Below are 17178 nucleotides of genomic sequence, written 5' to 3' on the forward strand. Positions count from 1 at the left end.
GTGAGTCCTAGAAGTAGTAGGGGAAGCTGGACCAGTCGGGATCACGTTTCTGGAGGAACGCTTCCTTGCCTTCCACGGCCTCGTCCGTCATGTACGCCAGGCGGGTGGCTTCGCCGGCGAAGACCTGCTGGCCTGCCAGTCCGTCGTCGGCCAGATTGAAGGCGAATTTGAGCATGCGGATGGCCTGCGGCGACTGGCGGGCGATGTCAGCTGCGTACTCCAGGGCCACTTCTTCCAGCCGGGCGTGGTCCACGGCCTCGTTCACCGCACCCATTCGCACCATGTCGTCTGCTGAATATTCGCGGGCCAGGAAGAAGATTTCCCGCGCGGCTTTCTGCCCGATCTGGCGGGCCAGCAGCGCAGAGCCGTATCCGGCGTCGAAACTTCCCACAGTGGCATCGGTCTGCTTGAACTTGCCGTGTTCGCGCGAGGCGATGGTGAGGTCGCTGACCACGTGCAGTGAGTGGCCGCCGCCTGCCGCCCAACCATTAACGACGGCGATGACCACCTTGGGCATGGTCCGCATGAGCCGCTGGACTTCCAGGATGTGGAGCCGGCCGGCGCGGGCGGGGTCGATAAACTCAGCTGAATCACCCGCAGCGCCTTCTACTTGGTAGCGGTAGCCGTCGCGCCCGCGGATGCGTTGGTCCCCGCCTGAGCAGAACGAGTGGCCGCCGTCCTTTTCCGAAGGTCCGTTGCCGGTGAGCAGCACGGTGGCGACGTCCGGAGTCATGCGCGCGTGGTCCATGGCGCGGTACAGCTCGTCCACGGTGCCCGGGCGGAACGCGTTGCGGACCTCGGGGCGGTTGAAGGCGATCCGGACCGTAGGGAGGTCCTTGACCGTGCCGTCCGCGGAGCGCTCTACCTGCCGGTGGTAGGTCATGTCCTTGAAGTCGTCAAAGCCGGAAACCGTGCGCCAGCGTGAGGGGTCAAAGACGTCGGAAACCTTGGCAGGGAGTTGGTTGTTCACACTCCGAGTCTAGTAATGGCCTTAGCTGATGCAGAACTCGTTGCCCTCGGGGTCTGCCATGGTGTGCCATTCGTGGGGTCCCTGATTGGCGGTCCACAGGTGTTTGGCACCGCGGGCTTCAAGTTCTTTGCGCACCTCATCCTTGTCCCGGCCGTCCAGCTTGACGTCCCAGTGCACGCGGTTCTTGACGGACTTTTGCTTGGGGTCTGTCTGGAACAGGATGCGGCGGCCGGTCTTGGGGTCGGTGTCCTCAGCAGGGACGATCGCGCAGCCCTCGGCCCAGACCAGCTTGCCGTTGTGGGTGATGGTCTGGTCATCGGTGGCGAACCCCTGCTCGATCATGGACCGGATGAAGGCCTCATCCTGGGGCTCCACGTTCCATTCCAGCGTTTCGGCCCACCAATCGGCGAGCTCATGCGGCTTGTTGCAATCGACTACTACCTGGATGTTCAGTGTCATGCCCACCACGCTATTCCCGGCGACGGGTGGCCGGTAGGTGGATGCGGTCATTTTTGGTCCGGATTGCACGCCTGGGGCGCATTCAAGCGTGTTTGAGTCGCGTTCAAGCGCGCTTGCCACGCTCAAAAAGGTGACTTAGTTGGGCAACATTTCGGGCGGGATGGCGTAGATGAGCACTACTGCCATGAGGTTCTTCGCCGCATGGACAAAGTAGGAGAACATCAGGTTCTTCCCTGTCCAGACATACACCGCCACCAAGACCACGGCCATTCCCAGGTACGGCGCCAAAGCGGACAACACCAGTCCTTCACGGCCCACCACATGGATGGAGGCGAAAACCACCACGGAGATCACGCAGCAGATCCAGATGTTCACGTACTGCGACAACTTGCCGATCAGTAGGTGCCGGAACAAGTACTCCTCCACGAACGGGCCCAGCAGCACCAGCAGCGGCACCATCAGCCATGCCGGTACTTGCTGCAGCAGGCCTTGGATACCCAACTGGTTTTCGGAGCTTTGTGCCGTACCGAATGCCGCCACCAGGACGGCCGTGAGGATCAGCATCACCACGATCGCCAGCGGGATCATTCCGAGGGTGAACCAAGGGCGGGTGGCCAGGATCTTGAGGTCGCGCCCTGCGACGCGCCACGCGGAGGCCACTGCAAATATTCCGACACCGGCATAAAAGAGGGCATTGACGGCATAGGAGGCGGTGGCCGGCTCGGGGAACAGTTGGAGCATGAACCGCTCCACCGCTTCGCCCGCGAAAGTGAAGTAGGCAGTAAAGCCGAGGTAGACCGCTACTGCCAGGGCGTCGAGGGCGGTGAACCTGTACAAACGTGCCTTGGTGGAAAGTGGTGTGCCCATGTGAACAGCCTAGCTTTGCGTGGCCCCGGCATTAGTGCGGGCCCAGTCAGGACTGGCCCGTCAAAGTCAGCGTGATGAGCACGCAGTTCAATCCCACGATCAGCACGGCACTGGTCCAGCCGGCGATGCGAAGGGGCATGGAGTCCGCGTGCAGTCCCATGACCTCCTTTTTGCCTGTGAGGCGGATCAACGGAATCAGGGCGAACGGGATGCCGAAGCTGAGCAAAACCTGGCTAAGTACCAAGGCCAGCGTCGGCTCGATGCCGGCACCCAGGACTATCAGGGCGGGGATCAGGGTGATGACGCGCCGGGTCAACAGCGGAATGCGGACTTTCAGGAGGCCACCCATGATGGTCGCCCCGGCATAACACCCAACGGACGTGGAGGCCAGTCCTGAGGCCAGCAGGCCAATCGCGAAAATGACTCCGATCGCGGGGCCCAAGGCCGATGTCACCGCTGCATGGGCGCCTGCGATGGTATCGGTACCTTCGATGCCGCGGAGGCTTGAGGCAGCAAGGAGCAGCATCGAGATGTTCACTACCCCTGCCAGCAGCAGGGCGCCAACAACGTCCGTCCGGGTGGCCCGGATCAAACGGTTCCGGACCAGCGGGTCAGGTGAGAACCCGTGCCGGTCGCGGGCCAGTGCCGAGTGGAGGTAGATCGCATGGGGCATCACCGTGGCCCCGAGCATGCTGGCTGCCAAAAGGATGGTGTCGGTGCCTTCAAAGCGCGGAACCAGGCCACCCAGTGCGCTCGCGGCATCGGGCGGGTTGACGAACAGCCCGGAGACGAACCCCACCGCGATCACTCCCAGCAACACCAAAATGGCGTACTCGAAGGACCGTTGCCCACGCCGGGACTGGAGAGCCAGCAACATCATGGAGGCGATGCCCACAATGACTCCGCCGGCCAACAAGGGGAGCCCGAACAACAGGTTCAAAGCCACAGCCCCACCAATGACCTCTGCCATGTCCGTGGCTCCGGCTACAACTTCGGCTTGCACCCAGTAGAGGCGCCGACGCGTGTTTCCCAGCCGCTTCCCCAGGATTTCCGGCAGGCTCATCCCGGTAGCGAGGCCAAGTTTGGCCGACTGGTACTGCACCAGGACGGCCATGGCGTTCGCCACTACCAGTACCCAGACCAACAGGTATCCGTAGTTTGCACCTGCGGTGAGGTTGGCGGCGACGTTTCCCGGGTCAACATAGGCGATCGCGGCCACGAAGGCGGGCCCCAGCAGTAAAAGCCGTGACCATACTTTGCCGGGTGTGGCACGTTTTTCCAGTGCGGGTGCAGCCATTGGGGATCCTCATCGTTGGGGGTTCTCCTTCTGAGAATACCGAAATTTAGGCATACCGAAAAGTTTTATTTAGGGCATCCGGTTTTCGTAGGACATCTCAGCCGCGAACTTGACGCGGCCGGGATCCATGGGCAGGCTGGAGCCATGAAGTCTTGAGCGCAGCCCCCTTCCTGCGGCTGCATCCCCAGTACCCACATGGCTTTAGGCCACCCACTGCGGACTTGCGAGGATTCCTCTTGACTGACCACCTTTACCTTTCCGGCGTTTCCCATGGCTATGGGGACCGCGAACTTCTCCACAACGTTGACCTCGCCATCCACCACGGCGAGCATGTAGCAATCGTCGGTGAAAACGGCGCTGGAAAATCCACCCTGCTGCGACTGCTGTCCGGGGTGGAAACCCCCGACGACGGCGCTGCCGGCTTGAGCGGTAACCCCGGCTATCGCGTGGGTTACCTCGCCCAGACCCACGGCTTCTCCGAGTCCGTGACCGTTGGGGACGCCATCGATTCCTCCCTGGCTTCGCTGCGTTCCCTTGAAGCCCAAATCCTCGACCTCGAATCAGGCCTCGCAGATGCCGGCAGCGAAGAACTTGAGCTCTACGGAAGCCTGCAAACGGAGTACCAACTCCGCGAGGGCTACGCTGCCGAATCCCGGGTGGAAGCAGCGCTGGACAAGTTGGGGCTGGGAGGCTTGGACCGGCGTCGAACGCTTGGATCCTTGTCCGGCGGCGAGCAGGAACGCGTGGCGCTGGCCTGCTTGCTGGCTGATCCCGCAGAGGCGTTGCTCCTGGACGAGCCAACCAACCACCTGGATGCGAACGGAACCGCATGGCTTGAATCGCGCCTGGCCGCGCACCGGGGCACCGTGGTGGTGGTCTCGCATGACCGTGTCATGCTCCGGAAGGTGGCCACCACCATCATCGAAGTGGACGCCGATCGTCGCTCCGTGAACCGCTACGGGAACGGCTATGAAGGCTACCTCCATGAGAAGGCCGCCGAACGTGCGAGGTGGATCCAGCAATACGATGAATGGCTCGATGCCATGGCCGCCGAACGCCTCCAGGCCGCCACTGTGGGTGACCGCATGGGCTACGGACGCAAACGCGACAACGACAAGATGGCCTTCGGGTTCAAAGCCGGCACATTGCAGAGCGCGGTCTCCAGTAAAGTCCGCAACGCCCAGGAACGGCTCCGCAGGCTTGAAGAGAACCCCGTGGACCGGCCACCGGTGCCACTGAAGCTGGCGGCACCTGTGGGAGATACTGCCGTGGAAACAGGGGATCCTGCGCTCGAAGCCCGGGGCGTCAGTGTCCCGGGAAGACTCGAACGCACCGACCTGAGGGTGGAGACCGGCCAAAAGGTGCTCATCACCGGGCCCAACGGCGCAGGTAAATCCACGCTGCTGTCGGTGCTGACGGGGAACGTGGAGCCCACCACCGGCTCCGTAGCCGTTAACGGGACCGTGGGTTATCTGCAGCAGGAATTGGAGGTCCCGACGCGCCCGTCGCTGCGGTTGCTTCCGGCGTTCGCTGCAGGCTTGGGTGGAAACATCGATGAACACGCTGAGGGTTTGCTCCGCCTGGGCCTCTTCCGGCCGGCCGAATTCCATGTCCCCGTCGGTGGCCTCTCGGCAGGACAACAACGCCGGCTCGCCCTCGCCCGGCTCCTGCTGGGCGGATACGAAACAATGATCGTGGACGAGCCCACCAACCATCTGGCGCCCGTCCTGGTGGAACAACTGGAGTCCGCGCTGGCCTCGTTTGCCGGGACTTTGGTGATCGTGAGCCATGACCGTGCCCTCGGGGAGTGGTTCGATCACTGCGCCCGCGTTGGCGGGACTGGCCGGGACTCTTCGGCGGGTTCATGGGTCCGCTACGGGATGCAGGGCGGCGAACTGCGGTAGCCGCTTTGGCTGGCTTCACAGTGGGGCTCCGCCGTGGGGCTCCTTGCTGCGCGTCCCGTGCTGGGCATCCGGTGCGGCGCGTTCCTTGCCGTGTGTCCCGTGCTGCGCGTTCCTTTCGGCGAGTTCCCTCACCGGCCTGCCACGCCGGTGAGCTGTTGGCAAAGTGATCGTTACCCTCTGTCCTGCCTTCGGAAACACGGCGGCGGACGTCCTGAAACATCGGCGGAGCACCATGGAAAGGGCACCGGCCGAAAGGACTTGTCCCCGTGATCATCCAGAACCTCTTCCTGCAGGGCATCTACAACTTCGAAGGCACGGGGCTGGATAAGCCGATTCCGCTGCACGCCGAGCTTTCACACTTTGTCCCGGACGGTGTGATCAACCAGACGCTCTACTTCCGCGGCGGCAATTCGAGCGCGGAACTGATCACCGTGGTGCTGATGCGCGACCGCATTCCCCTGCGCTATTTTCCGATCGGGGCCAAGAGCGATGTCCACATTCCGCTGCGGGTGGTGGAGGACACTGAGGGTGGCTCGGTGATCGACCTGTTCATCGTGGCCCCGGCCGGCGTTCGGGGTTACGTGGTGGTGGACCTTGGCATGGTGGAGCACTGATGAAGAAGCAACTGGTGGTGGTCGGAAACGGTATGGCCGGTGCCCGGGTTGTGGAAGAAATTCTGGCAAGGGGCGGTGCCGATCTCTTTGAGATCACCATGTTCGGCGAGGAGCCCTATGGAAACTACAGCAGGCTCATGCTCAGCCATGTCCTCTCTGGGGAGGAGAGCGTGGCGGACATTTTCCTCAACTCCCTGCCCTGGTACCAGGCGAACAACATCACCCTCCATGCCGGGGTCCGGGTGGACCGGATCGATAAGTTCAGCCGGCACGTCTTCGCCGCCGATGGCCGGGTGGTCCAGTACGACCACCTGATCATCGCTACCGGCAGCCGCCCTTACCTGCCATCCATGGAGGGGCTGTATTCGCCCAGCGGAACGCTCCGGCGGGGCATTTTTACTTTCCGGAACATGGAAGATACCCGCAGGATCATGAAGTTCGCCGGGCTCGGGCAGCGCAGTGATGAGCAAAGCAGGGCAGTGGTGGTTGGTGGCGGTTTTTCAGGTTTGGCCGCAGCCAGGGGACTGCGTGCAGCCGGCATGGATGTCCGCGTGGTCCACTCGGGCAGCCACCTGATGAGCGCGCAGTTGGGTCCCGACGACGCTGCAATACTGCGGCGAAGCGTTGAGGCGCTGGGAATCAGGGTGCACACAGGAAGCCGGACCACCGCGATCCGGGGGTCGGACAGGATCACCGGGGTGGGCCTGAACGACCAGCCGGACCTCGACTGCGACATGGTGGTGCTCGCCGCAGGGAAAAGACCCAAGGTCGATGTCGCCGTCGTGAGCGGTTTGGCAGTGGAGCGGGGGATCGTGGTTGATGACCATATGCGGGTTTTGGATGAGGAAGGAATCCATGCCGTGGGGGAGTGTGCGCAGCACCGCGGTGAGGTCTATGGGCAGGTGGCACCTGTGTGGGAGCAGGCCGCCGTGCTGGCTGACCAGCTCACGGGCGTGGATCGGCGTTCGATGTATCTCGGGTCCTCCGTCCTTTGTCCACAGCCCCCTGTTGCCTGCGTCACGGGCATTCCGGTTAATCCCGTAAGATAGACGGGTTGCGCGAAGCTTCGGCGTTCTGCGTTCTTTGTCACACTTCGGGTCCTCAAAGGAGGGAAAACTCGAATTTTGTGTGCCAAAGCCGCCTGTGTTCCGGCATGGGCGTAACACCTACAGCAATACCCCAACCCACAAGGAACAGCTGTGCCGCAAAGTACTCCCACAGATCTCCAGAGCTCCAAGGCCTCATCCGCCGCCTCGGGCTCAACCCTCAGCGCTGAGGGATACCAGAAGACCCTGAGCCGCCGCCATGTCACCATGATCGCCATGGGCGGCGCCATCGGCGTCGGCCTCTTCATGGGTGCCGGTGGGCGCCTGGCCTCCACCGGTCCGGCCCTGATCTTCTCCTATGCCATTGCCGGCGTCATCGCTTACCTGCTGATGCGCGCGCTCGGTGAACTCATCATGTACCGCCAGACCTCGGGCTCTTTTGTGAGCTACGCCGGTGAAATGTTCGGCAAGAAGGGCGCGTTCCTTTCGGGCTGGATGTACTTCATCAACTGGGCCATGACAGGCATCGCCGAACTGATTGCCATTGGCCTGTACTTCCAGTTCTTCTTCCCGAATGTCCCCATTGAACTGTCCGCCATCGCTGCGCTGGTGCTGCTGGTGGCCGTGAACCTGTTCAGTGTCAAGGCGTTCGGCGAGTTCGAATTCTGGGCGTCCTGCCTCAAGGTCGCCGCGATCCTGATCTTCCTTGCTGTGGGCACTTTCATGGTGGTCACCAACGCCAAGGTGGGCGATGGCCATGCATCCGTGGCCAACCTCTTCCACGAAGACGGCGGCATGTTCCCCAAGGGTGGCCTGGTGATGATCCTGGTCCTGAACGCCGTGATCTTCGCTTACAACGCCATCGAACTGGTAGGCATTACCGCAGGCGAGATGGAAAACCCGGAACGCGAAGTTCCCAAGGCGATCCGCGCCGTCGTGATCCGCATTGTGGTTTTCTACGTCGGTTCGGTGACGCTGCTCGCCATGCTCCTGCCCTCTGACCAGTACGTTGCCGGCACCTCGCCGTTCGTTACCGTCTTCGGCCAGATGGGCCTTGGCTGGATGGGTGATGTGATGAACATGATCGTCATCACCGCAGCACTGTCCTCCTGCAACTCGGGCCTGTACTCGATCGGCCGCATCTTCCGCACCATGGCCAACAACGGCCATGCACCCCAGTGGCTCACCAAAATGTCCACCCGCCATGTGCCCTATGCTGCCATTCTTGCGATCGGCGGCGTCTACCTCGTGGGCATCCTCCTGAACATCTGGCTGGGTGGTTCGCACGCCTTCGACCTCGCGCTGAACACGGCCTCCATCGGCGTGATCTTCACGTGGGGTTCGATCTTCGCAAGCCAGATTGCCCTGCGGAAAAAGCGCGGCAATGTCTCCAGCCTGCCGATGCCCGGTTCGCCGTGGACCAGCTGGCTCGGACTTATCGCGCTGCTGGCCATCACGGTGCTGATCGGGTTCGACACCATGACCGACAAGGCCACCGGCGAGGTCTTCCTGCTGGGCCTGTGGACCCTCGCCACCATTCCGTTCTTCGCCCTGGTCCTGTGGCTCGGGTGGCAGAAGGTCAAGAACAACCAGCCCAAGAGCGAGCTTTTCAGCTAAGTCTCTGCTGGGTCCTGCGTTCAAACGTACGACGGCGCGTGCCTCCTTCCGGGGGCACGCGCCGTTTGCGTTGGTGGGACCTCGCGTTGCGGGGCCTGCTGTGCTGGGTAAACGGGGTGTGATGCGGGCAGAGTGGGCCTCGCAAGGAACGGGGCTCGCGTTGCGGGGCCCGCTGTGCTGGGTAAGTGGGGTGTGATGCGGGCAGAGTGGGCCTCGCAAGGAGCGGGGCTCGCGTTGCGGGGCCTGCTGTGCTGCCTAACCGAACTTGGGGATCAACACCGGAGTGCTCTTCTTGTACTCCTCGTACCCGGCCTCGCCGCCCCAGGTTTTGTCGGCCTTCTTTTCCAGGAGGGGGATGCCACTGACTTTGGTGAGCAGGAGGGTGACGAATACCGGGGAAATCAGTGCCACCCACTGCCAGCCTTGGAGCACGGGGATGGCGATAATGGCCACGCCGGTCCACAGGAGGATCTCTCCGAAGTAGTTCGGGTGCCTGGATTTGGCCCACAGCCCTGTGGAGATGAACTTGCCCTTATTGGCGGGGTCGGACTTGAAGCGGCTCTTCTGCTTGTCGGCCACGATCTCAATGGCGAATCCTGCAGCCCATATCAGGAATCCGAGGATCGCCAGCCAGTCGAGCCCTACCCGGTTGGTGCTGGTGATGGCCACCCATGCCGCAGCCGCCGTGAAGACTACCCAGAGTCCTTGGATGGTCCACACGTTGAGGAAGCGAACCAACGATGGCTTGATGTCGTCGAAGCGGTCGTCCTTGCCGGCCTTGTGGATCCGGCGGGAGAGGAAGGTGCCCAGCCGCAGCGCCCATGCGGCAACCATGGCCGCGATGAGGAGCGAGCGGGCATCGATCCCGGGCGTTGCAATCACCAGAAGAACGGTGATGGCCACGTATGTCAGGGAGCCGGTGAGATCGAAGTACTTCTCCGTCTGGGCTTTGAAGGAGGGGATGAACACCAGCCATTGAATGATGAACGCTCCGGCGACTGCTGCCGCAAAGAGCGGAATTCCGGCCACGCTTGCCCCATTGTGGCTTCCGGCCACGGCGACGAGCGCGCCCAGCAGTACCACCACGGGAAGGGCAATCAGGCCCTTCCTGTCTGAATCCTTCACGATGGGGCTCCCTTTCGCTGGCTGAAAGCGCCGCCTTTTGCAGACGCTGATACCTAGCCTGTTTGATGTTCAAACTTATTTGATTACTATATAACCATGCAAAACGATGAAAAGGCTACCGGCGGGTTCGGCCATCCAGCCTCCGGGACCTTGCAGGGCTTGTTTGGGCTCGCCAATGAGACCGAGCGGAAAGTAGCCCGCGCCTTGGAGCTCAACCTCACCGATTACAGGGCTCTCACCGTGCTGGCCGACTCCGGCCCGGTCACGGTCGGATCCCTCGCCTCGGAGCTGGGTTCGACGGCGGCCACCACCACAGCCCTGGTCAGTCGCCTTGAGTCCCACGGCTACGTGGAACGGCTCCGCAGCACCGAGGACCGGCGCCAAGTCCACGTCAACGTCACCGAGGCCGCATCACGCCGGATCAAAGACCTGATGCGGCCCCTCCTCTCTGCCGCCAACGCCCAGCTGGACGCTTTGCCCACCGACCAGCAGGTCGTCGTCGTGGAATTCCTGGACGCCGTCCGGAACCTTATGGAGGATCATTTGCAGTCCCTCTCCATGGCGGACACCCGTTGAGGGAATTTACATCGCCGCCGCTGGTCGACACCGCCAACCACCGCAATGCCACAGAACTGCTGATGCACCGTTTCCGGACCAATCCAGGCCACATCGCCTTCGAGGTCCGGGAGGCGGCGATCACCGGGCCGTGGAGGCAGGTAACCACCGGGCAGTTCGTGGACGAAGTCCGGGCGCTGGCCAAGGGATTCATTGCTGCGGGAATCCAACCGGGTGAGTCTTTGGCCATCATGTCCCCCACCCGGTACGAGTGGGCACTGGCCGACATGGCAGCCTGGTTCGCCGGCGCCGTCGTGGTTCCTGTCTATGAGACCTCAGCGGCCCCGCAGGTAACGGCGATCCTGGCCGATGCCGATGTCCGCCTTGCCGTGGGCGGCAGCGCAGAGCACGCGGCCTTGCTGGAACAAGGGTTCAACCAGGCAGGCATCCATCCGCTGGGGATATGGACCCTCGATGCCAGCCCTGGCGCCGACATCGCTGACCTGGTGTCGCGCGGTGTTGAAGTCCCGGACAGTGTTGTGGAGGATCGGCGCCTGCTGGCCGACCTCGATTCCGTGGCCACCATTGTGTATACCTCCGGCACCACCGCGGCGCCCAAGGGTGCCCTCATCACGCATGGCAACTTCGTGGGACAAGTGCTGAACGTGGCAGGTGCCTACACCGAGGTAGTCCGCGAGGGCGGCAACACCATCATTTTCCTGCCCATGGCGCACGTTTTGGCGCGCGGGCTCCAACTGATCTGCCTGGCCAACGGCATGAGGATCGCGCACCTTTCAGATCCCCGGGACGTCGTCCCTGCGCTGGGAGCCCTGAAGCCCACGTTCCTGGTGGTGGTCCCGCGAGTGCTGCAGAAGATCCAGGCGTCCGCCGCTGCCGCTGCCACGCAGAAAAAGCTCGGCCGTGTGTGGGCCGCGGCCCAGCGAACCGCTGTGGAGTGGGGACGGTTCGCTGAAGCGCACGACGCCGACCCTCGCCTGCGTGCCCCCGCCGGCCTCCGCATCCGGCGGGCTTTGTTCGACCGCCTCTTCTATGCCCGGCTCCGGAACCTGGTGGGCGGGCGGCTCGACTACCTGCTGTCCGGCGCCGGTGCGCTCGATGCTGAACTATCCCTGTTCTTCCGTGGACTGGGACTTCCGGTGATCGAGGGCTACGGCCTCACCGAAACCACGGCCCCGTTGACGGGAAACCTGCCGGGGTCCATCAATTCCGGATCCGTGGGCGTCCCGATGCCCGGAACCACCGTGCGCCTTTCGGCTGAGGGGGAGGTGCTGGCCCGCGGCGTTGGTGTCTTCGCCGGCTACCGCCGGGCGTCGGACGATGCCGAAGCGTTCGTGGACGGGTATTTCCGGACCGGTGACCTGGGCGAGCTGGATCACTTGGGAAGGCTCACCCTCAAGGGCCGGATCAAGGATGTGATTGTCACCGCCGGTGGAAAGACCATTTCGCCATCCATCTGGGAAGGCTACGTTGAAGGCGATCCATTGGTAGCCCACGCCGTGATGGTGGGGGAGGGCAAACCCTATCTGGGCGGACTGGTGCTGCTGGACCCCGAATCGTTGGCAGCGTGGGCGGAGCGCGAGGGCATCGCCGACCTCAAGGGGTTGCGGATTCCAGAGGACGGCGGCGCTGTCCAAATAGAGGACGTCCGGCTTCTTGCGCTCATTGGCCAGGCCGTTAGTGACGCCAATTCGAAAATTGCCCGCTCGGAGCAGGTGAGGCGGTTCGTCCTGCTCCTGACCGACCTCACGGAGGCCAACGGGATCGTGACACCCACCATGAAGCTCAAACGTGGCGCCTTTACCGAACGCGCCAGGCACATTGTGGACAACCTCTACGCAGACCCCCGGCGCCAAGGATGAACGCGGGCCTGAAACGCTGGCTTCTGTCCTACGCCCTGGCCGCGGCGGTCTTTGCCGCGATCGACGTCGTCTGGATCCTCACGGTGGCGCAACGGCAATATGAAAGCCAGATTGGGCACCTCCTGGCGTCCAGCCCGCACCCGGTCGGGGCAGTGTTGTTCTATCTGGTCTTCGTCGCCGGCATTGTCCACTACGGGGTGAGGCCGGGGAAAGCTGACATCACCCTGCGCAGGAGGATCCTCGGTGGAGCCCTGTTCGGATTCTTCACCTACTCCACCTGGGCTTTGACTGCACTCGCCATCCTTAAGGACTTCCCTGCACTGGTGGCCGTGACGGATATCCTCTGGGGCGTGGGAGTCTGCGCCGTTGTCACTTGGCTGACTGCCCTGGTGGGTACTGTCAGGGGTCGGGTCTAGGCTCGATGTATGGAACTCACCACCACCCTGACGCAACACAATAACGGCGCCCAGCCCGGCAGCTCTTCTGCGAAGGCGGTATCCCTCTGATGGCGGCTGCGAAGATTGCAGCACCCAAAATTTCCCCTGTCCGCCTGGAGGAACTGCGCGACGACGACGCCCCCGACTTCCAGCGCGGCGAACGGTATGACGGTGTCCGGTGGACCAAGGTCTCCGCTGACGGGGAGGAACTGAGTGGTTCGGACTTTATCGAGTGTGAGCTGAACGGTGTCTCCTTCAATGAAGCCCAGCTGCGCGGGGCCACGTTCCGTGAGTGCATTCTGGCCGAACCTTACGCGCCCATCTTCACAGCGGCGCGAAGCTCGTGGCAGGACGTGGAGATCAGCAACCCGCGATGGGGTTCGGCCGAACTCTACGAGGGAAACTGGCGCTCCGTCCGGATCGACGGCGGCAAGCTGGACTATGTAAACCTCCGGGGCTCCAAGCTGATGGATGTGCAGATCTCCGATTGCATCATCAATGAGTTGGACCTCGGTGCCTGCGCCGGGACCAGAATCGCGCTGAAGAACTGCACCATCGGCACCTTGGATGTCACGGGAGCCAAGCTGAAGGACGTGGACCTGCGGACCTCCGAGTTCCGAGGCATCAACGGACTGGCCGGGTTGGCGGGCGTCATTATTGACGACTATCAACTGAGCCTCATGGCGCCCCTTTTGGCGGGCCACCTGGGGATCCGGGTGGTTTGATCCGGCTGTGGGCCGGTGCAACAGATGACGCCAGCTGTTGACCGGTCCGCCTGGCCGTGTAACCTTTATAGAACGAACGGTCGGTATATTATTCCGCGCCGGTCCCTTTCACTTTTCGCGAAGGATGTTCTCATGGTCGAGGCTTTTCTTGTTGGCGGCGCACGAACGCCTGTAGGTCGCTATGGCGGGGCTCTGTCCTCGGTCCGTCCCGACGACCTCGCAGCACTGGTGGTCCGGGAAGCAGTGGCGCGTGCCGGCGTCGACCCTGACTCCATCGATGAGGTGATCCTCGGCAACGCCAACGGCGCCGGCGAGGAAAACCGGAACGTTGCCCGCATGGCCACGATCCTGGCCGGACTTCCCCTCCACATCCCCGGCATCACCGTGAACCGCCTCTGTGCCTCGGGCCTCAGCGCGATCATCATGGCCAGCCACATGATCAAGTCCGGAGCTGCGGACATCGTGGTGGCCGGTGGCGTTGAGTCCATGAGCCGGGCCCCTTGGGTGCAGGAGAAGCCGACCACCGCGTTCGCCAAGCCCGGCCAGATCTTCGACACCTCCATCGGCTGGCGCTTCGCAAACCCGCTCTTCAGTAAGGGCGAGCTCTCCCGGGACGGCAAGATGACCTACTCCATGCCCGAAACGGCGGAGGAAGTGGGTCGCGTGGACAACATCTCCCGGGAAGACGCAGACGCCTTTGCTGTCCGCTCGCATCAGCTGGCCCTCGCAGCCATTGCGGGCGGACGGTTCAAGGATGAAATCGTTCCCGTGACCGTCAAGACGAGGAAGTCCGAGACCGTGGTGGACACCGACGAGGGCCCCCGCGAGGGCACCACCATGGACGTCCTGGCAGGGTTGCGACCCGTTGTCCCCGGTGGATCCGTGGTCACGGCCGGCAACTCCTCCTCGCTCAATGACGGCGCCTCAGCCATCATCGTCGCCTCCGAAGCGGCCATCAAGAGGTTCGGCCTGACACCGCGCGCACGGATCATCGACGGCGCATCTGCCGGGTGTGAGCCCGAAATTATGGGCATTGGCCCGGTTCCGGCCACGCAAAAGGTCCTGGCCCGCACCGGCCTCACCGTGGACCAGCTGGGTGCCGTGGAACTCAACGAAGCCTTCGCCACGCAGTCGCTTGCCAGCATGCGCCGCCTCGGCTTGAACCCGGAGATTGTGAACAACGACGGCGGCGCCATCAGTTTGGGGCACCCCCTCGGTTCCAGCGGCTCACGGATCGCAATCACATTGCTCGGCCGGATGGAACGCGAGCTCACCTCCACTACGGGACCGAAGCTTGGACTGGCGACGATGTGCATCGGCGTTGGACAGGGAACCGCGATGCTGCTGGAAGGCATGTAATGGCACTGAACCCGGAAGACTTCACCACCCTCCTGCTCGAGGACCGCGAAGACCGCCTCACGGTTCTGCTGAACCGCCCCGAGGTCCGTAACGCGATCGACCAGACCATGGTGGACGAACTCCACCAAGTCTGCGCCGAGCTGGAACGGAACCCCAAAGTACTGATCATCGCCGGGACCGACGGTGTTTTCGCCTCCGGAGCCGATATTGGGCAGTTGCGCGAACGTCGCCGCGATGACGCCCTGCAAGGAATCAACTCCACCATTTTTGTGCGGATCGCCAAACTTCCCATGCCCGTTATCGCGGCCTTGGATGGCTATTGCCTGGGTGGTGGCGCTGAGCTCGCCTATGCAGCGGACTTCCGCATCGGCACTCCGAGTGTCCGGATCGGAAACCCTGAGACGGGACTCGGAATCCTCGCCGCAGCCGGTGCCAGCTGGCGGCTCAAGGAACTCGTGGGAGAGCCCAAAGCCAAGGAAATCCTCTTGGCCGGGACTGTGCTGCGGGCAGAAGAAGCCCTCCGGATCAGCCTCATCACAGAGATTCATGAAGCTCCGGAGCTGATGGACGCGGCGCACAAGCTGGCCGACCGGATTGGACGCCAGGATCCCTTGGCGGTCCGCATCACCAAATCCGTCTTCCATGCCCCCGCCGAGGCCCACCCGCTCATCGACACCCTCGCCCAGGGAATTCTCTTCGAGTCGCAGGCCAAGTTCGACCGCATGCAGGCGTTCCTCGACAAAAAGTCGGCCAAGGCTTCGCAAGATTCCGCAACCGATGATGCCGACCCGACTCACGACAGGACCCAGAAATGACCGTTGTTCCCGCCATCCCGCACGTCGTTGGAGTCCTCGGTGGTGGCCGGATGGGTGCCGGAATCGCACACGCCTTCCTCACTAAAGGTGCCACCGTGATCGTGGTGGAACGCGATCACGAGGCAGCAGCCGGAGCGCAGGATCGCGTTGCTGACGCCGTCACCAAGTCCGCCGCCCGCGGCACCCTGAATGAAACTCATGAACAGGCGATGTCCCGCTTCAGCACCTCCACGGACTACACATCGTTCATCCACTGCGGACTGGTGGTGGAAGCGGTGCCGGAGGATTACGATCTCAAAGTCAAGGCGCTGAAGGCTGTGGAGGAACACCTGTCCGCCGATGCCTTCCTGGCGTCGAACACCTCCTCGCTTTCCGTCACTGGACTGGCCAACGAACTTCGCCGGCCCGCCAACTTTGTGGGGCTGCACTTCTTTAACCCGGTGCCCGCATCCACCCTCATTGAGGTGGTGCTGGCCAAGGAGACGTCTCCCGAACTCGCTGCTGCGGCCAAAAACTGGACTGAGGCACTCGGCAAGACCGCCGTCGTCGTCAATGACGCTCCCGGCTTCGCGTCCTCAAGGCTCGGCGTCGCCATTGCCCTTGAAGCTATGCGCATGGTGGAGGAGGGCGTGGCATCGGCCGAGGACATCGATGCCGCCATGGTCCTCGGTTACAAGCACCCCACGGGCCCGCTGAAGACCACGGACATTGTGGGCTTGGACGTCCGGCTGGGCATTGCCGAATACCTGCACTCGACTCTTGGTGACCGTTTCGCTCCGCCGCAGATCCTCCGGGACAAAGTGGCTCGCGGTGAACTCGGGCGCAAGACGGGCAAGGGTTTCTTCGACTGGAACGACTGACCTCCGGCTTGCCCCCGCAGGCGGTTAGGCTAGCCGGGTGACTTCAATTGAACCCATCACCCTGACCGGAAAATTCGTGACACTGGAACCCTTGAGCCAGGAACACCACGACGGGATGGTGGAGGCGGCCCGCGATGGTGACCTTTGGAAGCTTTGGTACACCTCCGTGCCGACGCCGGAGGGCATGGCTGCTGAAATCGATCGCCGCCTGGGCCTCCAAGCGGAGGGGTCCATGCTGCCTTTTGCTACGCGATCCAACGCCACGGGCAAGCTCATCGGCATGACCACGTACATGAACATCGACGCTGCCACTCCGCGGTTGGAGATCGGCTCCACCTGGAACGCCGCGTCGGCGCACGGTACGGGGACCAATCCGGACTCCAAGCTGCTGCTCCTGGGGCATGCCTTCGAAACACTGGGTTGTGTAGCCGTTGAATTCTGCACGCACTGGATGAACCAGCAGTCCCGCGAAGCCATTGCCCGGCTCGGCGCCAAGCAGGACGGCGTGCTCCGAAGCCACTCCCGCAGCAAGGACGGCGCCCTCCGCGACACCGTGGTGTTCTCCATCCTCGAGCACGAGTGGCCCGCTGTGCGCAACGGGTTGGAGTTCCGGCTGGCCAAGTACGGCGCGTAGGTTCTTGCCACCCC

Annotated in this window: 17 protein-coding genes; 12 read left to right on the top strand and 5 right to left on the bottom strand. The window is 63.0% G+C overall.

The features are described 5' to 3' along the window. Window positions 1-7: 7 nt before the first annotated feature. The 4 genes from AC6JA3_RS04970 to AC6JA3_RS04985 all read right to left on the bottom strand — a co-directional run bounded on the left by AC6JA3_RS04970 (window position 8) and on the right by AC6JA3_RS04985 (window position 3593). On the bottom strand, window positions 8-970 hold the full coding sequence (locus AC6JA3_RS04970; protein WP_089596058.1) for a 1,4-dihydroxy-2-naphthoyl-CoA synthase: 963 nt from the start codon (window positions 968-970) through the stop codon (window positions 8-10). 21 nt (window positions 971-991) lie between these two features. Continuing rightward, entirely contained in the window at window positions 992-1429 is a 438-nt protein-coding gene (locus tag AC6JA3_RS04975) for a VOC family protein (RefSeq protein ID WP_347782729.1), read from the bottom strand. A 135-nt stretch (window positions 1430-1564) separates the two neighbouring features. Further along, window positions 1565-2296 (bottom strand): CPBP family intramembrane glutamic endopeptidase, encoded by a 732-nt coding sequence (locus AC6JA3_RS04980; protein WP_026541295.1) that lies wholly within the window; start codon window positions 2294-2296, stop codon window positions 1565-1567. A 46-nt stretch (window positions 2297-2342) separates the two neighbouring features. Continuing rightward, window positions 2343-3593 (bottom strand): Nramp family divalent metal transporter, encoded by a 1251-nt coding sequence (locus AC6JA3_RS04985; RefSeq protein ID WP_347782730.1) that lies wholly within the window; start codon window positions 3591-3593, stop codon window positions 2343-2345. A gap of 236 nt (window positions 3594-3829) precedes the next feature. Here AC6JA3_RS04985 and AC6JA3_RS04990 point away from each other — a divergent pair, with 236 nt between their 5' ends. From AC6JA3_RS04990 to AC6JA3_RS05005, 4 genes are all read left to right on the top strand, one after another. Next, a complete protein-coding gene (locus AC6JA3_RS04990; protein ID WP_347782731.1) occupies window positions 3830-5497 on the top strand; it encodes an ABC-F family ATP-binding cassette domain-containing protein in 1668 nt (555 codons plus the stop codon). Window positions 5498-5763: 266 nt separating this feature from the next. Further along, complete coding sequence (locus AC6JA3_RS04995; protein ID WP_347782732.1) at window positions 5764-6111, top strand: molybdopterin oxidoreductase; 348 nt, start codon at window positions 5764-5766, stop codon at window positions 6109-6111. Next, window positions 6111-7160: an NAD(P)/FAD-dependent oxidoreductase gene (locus tag AC6JA3_RS05000; protein WP_347782733.1), complete on the top strand. Its 1050-nt coding sequence runs from the start codon at window positions 6111-6113 to the stop codon at window positions 7158-7160. Before AC6JA3_RS04995 ends, AC6JA3_RS05000 begins: the two co-directional genes overlap by 1 nt. A gap of 150 nt (window positions 7161-7310) precedes the next feature. Beyond that, on the top strand, window positions 7311-8774 hold the full coding sequence (locus AC6JA3_RS05005; protein ID WP_026541290.1) for an amino acid permease: 1464 nt from the start codon (window positions 7311-7313) through the stop codon (window positions 8772-8774). 255 nt (window positions 8775-9029) lie between these two features. Here AC6JA3_RS05005 and AC6JA3_RS05010 read toward each other — a convergent pair whose 3' ends face one another. Further along, window positions 9030-9899, bottom strand: a complete 870-nt coding sequence (locus tag AC6JA3_RS05010) for a DUF1295 domain-containing protein (protein ID WP_026541289.1) — start codon at window positions 9897-9899, stop codon at window positions 9030-9032. 96 nt (window positions 9900-9995) lie between these two features. On the opposite strand from AC6JA3_RS05010, the gene AC6JA3_RS05015 reads away from it, so the two are divergent. The 8 genes from AC6JA3_RS05015 (at window position 9996) to AC6JA3_RS05050 (ending at window position 17164) form a co-directional block, all read left to right on the top strand. Then, window positions 9996-10475: a MarR family winged helix-turn-helix transcriptional regulator gene (locus AC6JA3_RS05015; protein ID WP_051421567.1), complete on the top strand. Its 480-nt coding sequence runs from the start codon at window positions 9996-9998 to the stop codon at window positions 10473-10475. Then, on the top strand, window positions 10472-12334 hold the full coding sequence (locus AC6JA3_RS05020) for an AMP-dependent synthetase/ligase (protein ID WP_347782734.1): 1863 nt from the start codon (window positions 10472-10474) through the stop codon (window positions 12332-12334). Before AC6JA3_RS05015 ends, AC6JA3_RS05020 begins: the two co-directional genes overlap by 4 nt. Next, entirely contained in the window at window positions 12331-12750 is a 420-nt protein-coding gene (locus AC6JA3_RS05025; RefSeq protein WP_347782735.1) for a DUF2177 family protein, read from the top strand. The genes AC6JA3_RS05020 and AC6JA3_RS05025 overlap by 4 nt, the downstream gene beginning before the upstream one ends. An 89-nt stretch (window positions 12751-12839) precedes the next feature. Further along, window positions 12840-13496: a pentapeptide repeat-containing protein gene (locus AC6JA3_RS05030; RefSeq protein ID WP_223943614.1), complete on the top strand. Its 657-nt coding sequence runs from the start codon at window positions 12840-12842 to the stop codon at window positions 13494-13496. 132 nt (window positions 13497-13628) lie between these two features. Then, a complete protein-coding gene (locus tag AC6JA3_RS05035) occupies window positions 13629-14855 on the top strand; it encodes a thiolase family protein (protein ID WP_026541285.1) in 1227 nt (408 codons plus the stop codon). Further along, a complete protein-coding gene (locus AC6JA3_RS05040) occupies window positions 14855-15670 on the top strand; it encodes an enoyl-CoA hydratase/isomerase family protein (RefSeq protein ID WP_026541284.1) in 816 nt (271 codons plus the stop codon). The genes AC6JA3_RS05035 and AC6JA3_RS05040 overlap by 1 nt, the downstream gene beginning before the upstream one ends. Further along, complete coding sequence (locus AC6JA3_RS05045) at window positions 15667-16530, top strand: 3-hydroxyacyl-CoA dehydrogenase family protein (protein WP_347782736.1); 864 nt, start codon at window positions 15667-15669, stop codon at window positions 16528-16530. Before AC6JA3_RS05040 ends, AC6JA3_RS05045 begins: the two co-directional genes overlap by 4 nt. A gap of 37 nt (window positions 16531-16567) precedes the next feature. Then, complete coding sequence (locus AC6JA3_RS05050) at window positions 16568-17164, top strand: GNAT family N-acetyltransferase (protein ID WP_347782737.1); 597 nt, start codon at window positions 16568-16570, stop codon at window positions 17162-17164. Window positions 17165-17178: the final 14 nt, after the last annotated feature.

The organism is Arthrobacter sp. TmtSoilC79 (genome assembly GCF_059739405.1).

Bases quoted from the DNA above. Each gene is read 5' to 3' on its own strand.
- AC6JA3_RS05040 (WP_026541284.1), top strand. From the start codon at position 14,855: ATGGCACTGAACCCGGAAGACTTCACCACCCTCCTGCTCGAGGACCGC.
- AC6JA3_RS05035 (WP_026541285.1), top strand. From the start codon at position 13,629: ATGGTCGAGGCTTTTCTTGTTGGCGGCGCACGAACGCCTGTAGGTCGC.
- AC6JA3_RS05000 (WP_347782733.1), top strand. From the start codon at position 6,111: ATGAAGAAGCAACTGGTGGTGGTCGGAAACGGTATGGCCGGTGCCCGG.
- AC6JA3_RS04980 (WP_026541295.1), bottom strand. From the start codon at position 2,296: ATGGGCACACCACTTTCCACCAAGGCACGTTTGTACAGGTTCACCGCC.
- AC6JA3_RS05025 (WP_347782735.1), top strand. From the start codon at position 12,331: ATGAACGCGGGCCTGAAACGCTGGCTTCTGTCCTACGCCCTGGCCGCG.
- AC6JA3_RS04985 (WP_347782730.1), bottom strand. From the start codon at position 3,593: ATGGCTGCACCCGCACTGGAAAAACGTGCCACACCCGGCAAAGTATGG.
- AC6JA3_RS04975 (WP_347782729.1), bottom strand. From the start codon at position 1,429: ATGACACTGAACATCCAGGTAGTAGTCGATTGCAACAAGCCGCATGAG.
- AC6JA3_RS05030 (WP_223943614.1), top strand. From the start codon at position 12,840: ATGGCGGCTGCGAAGATTGCAGCACCCAAAATTTCCCCTGTCCGCCTG.
- AC6JA3_RS05045 (WP_347782736.1), top strand. From the start codon at position 15,667: ATGACCGTTGTTCCCGCCATCCCGCACGTCGTTGGAGTCCTCGGTGGT.
- AC6JA3_RS05015 (WP_051421567.1), top strand. From the start codon at position 9,996: ATGCAAAACGATGAAAAGGCTACCGGCGGGTTCGGCCATCCAGCCTCC.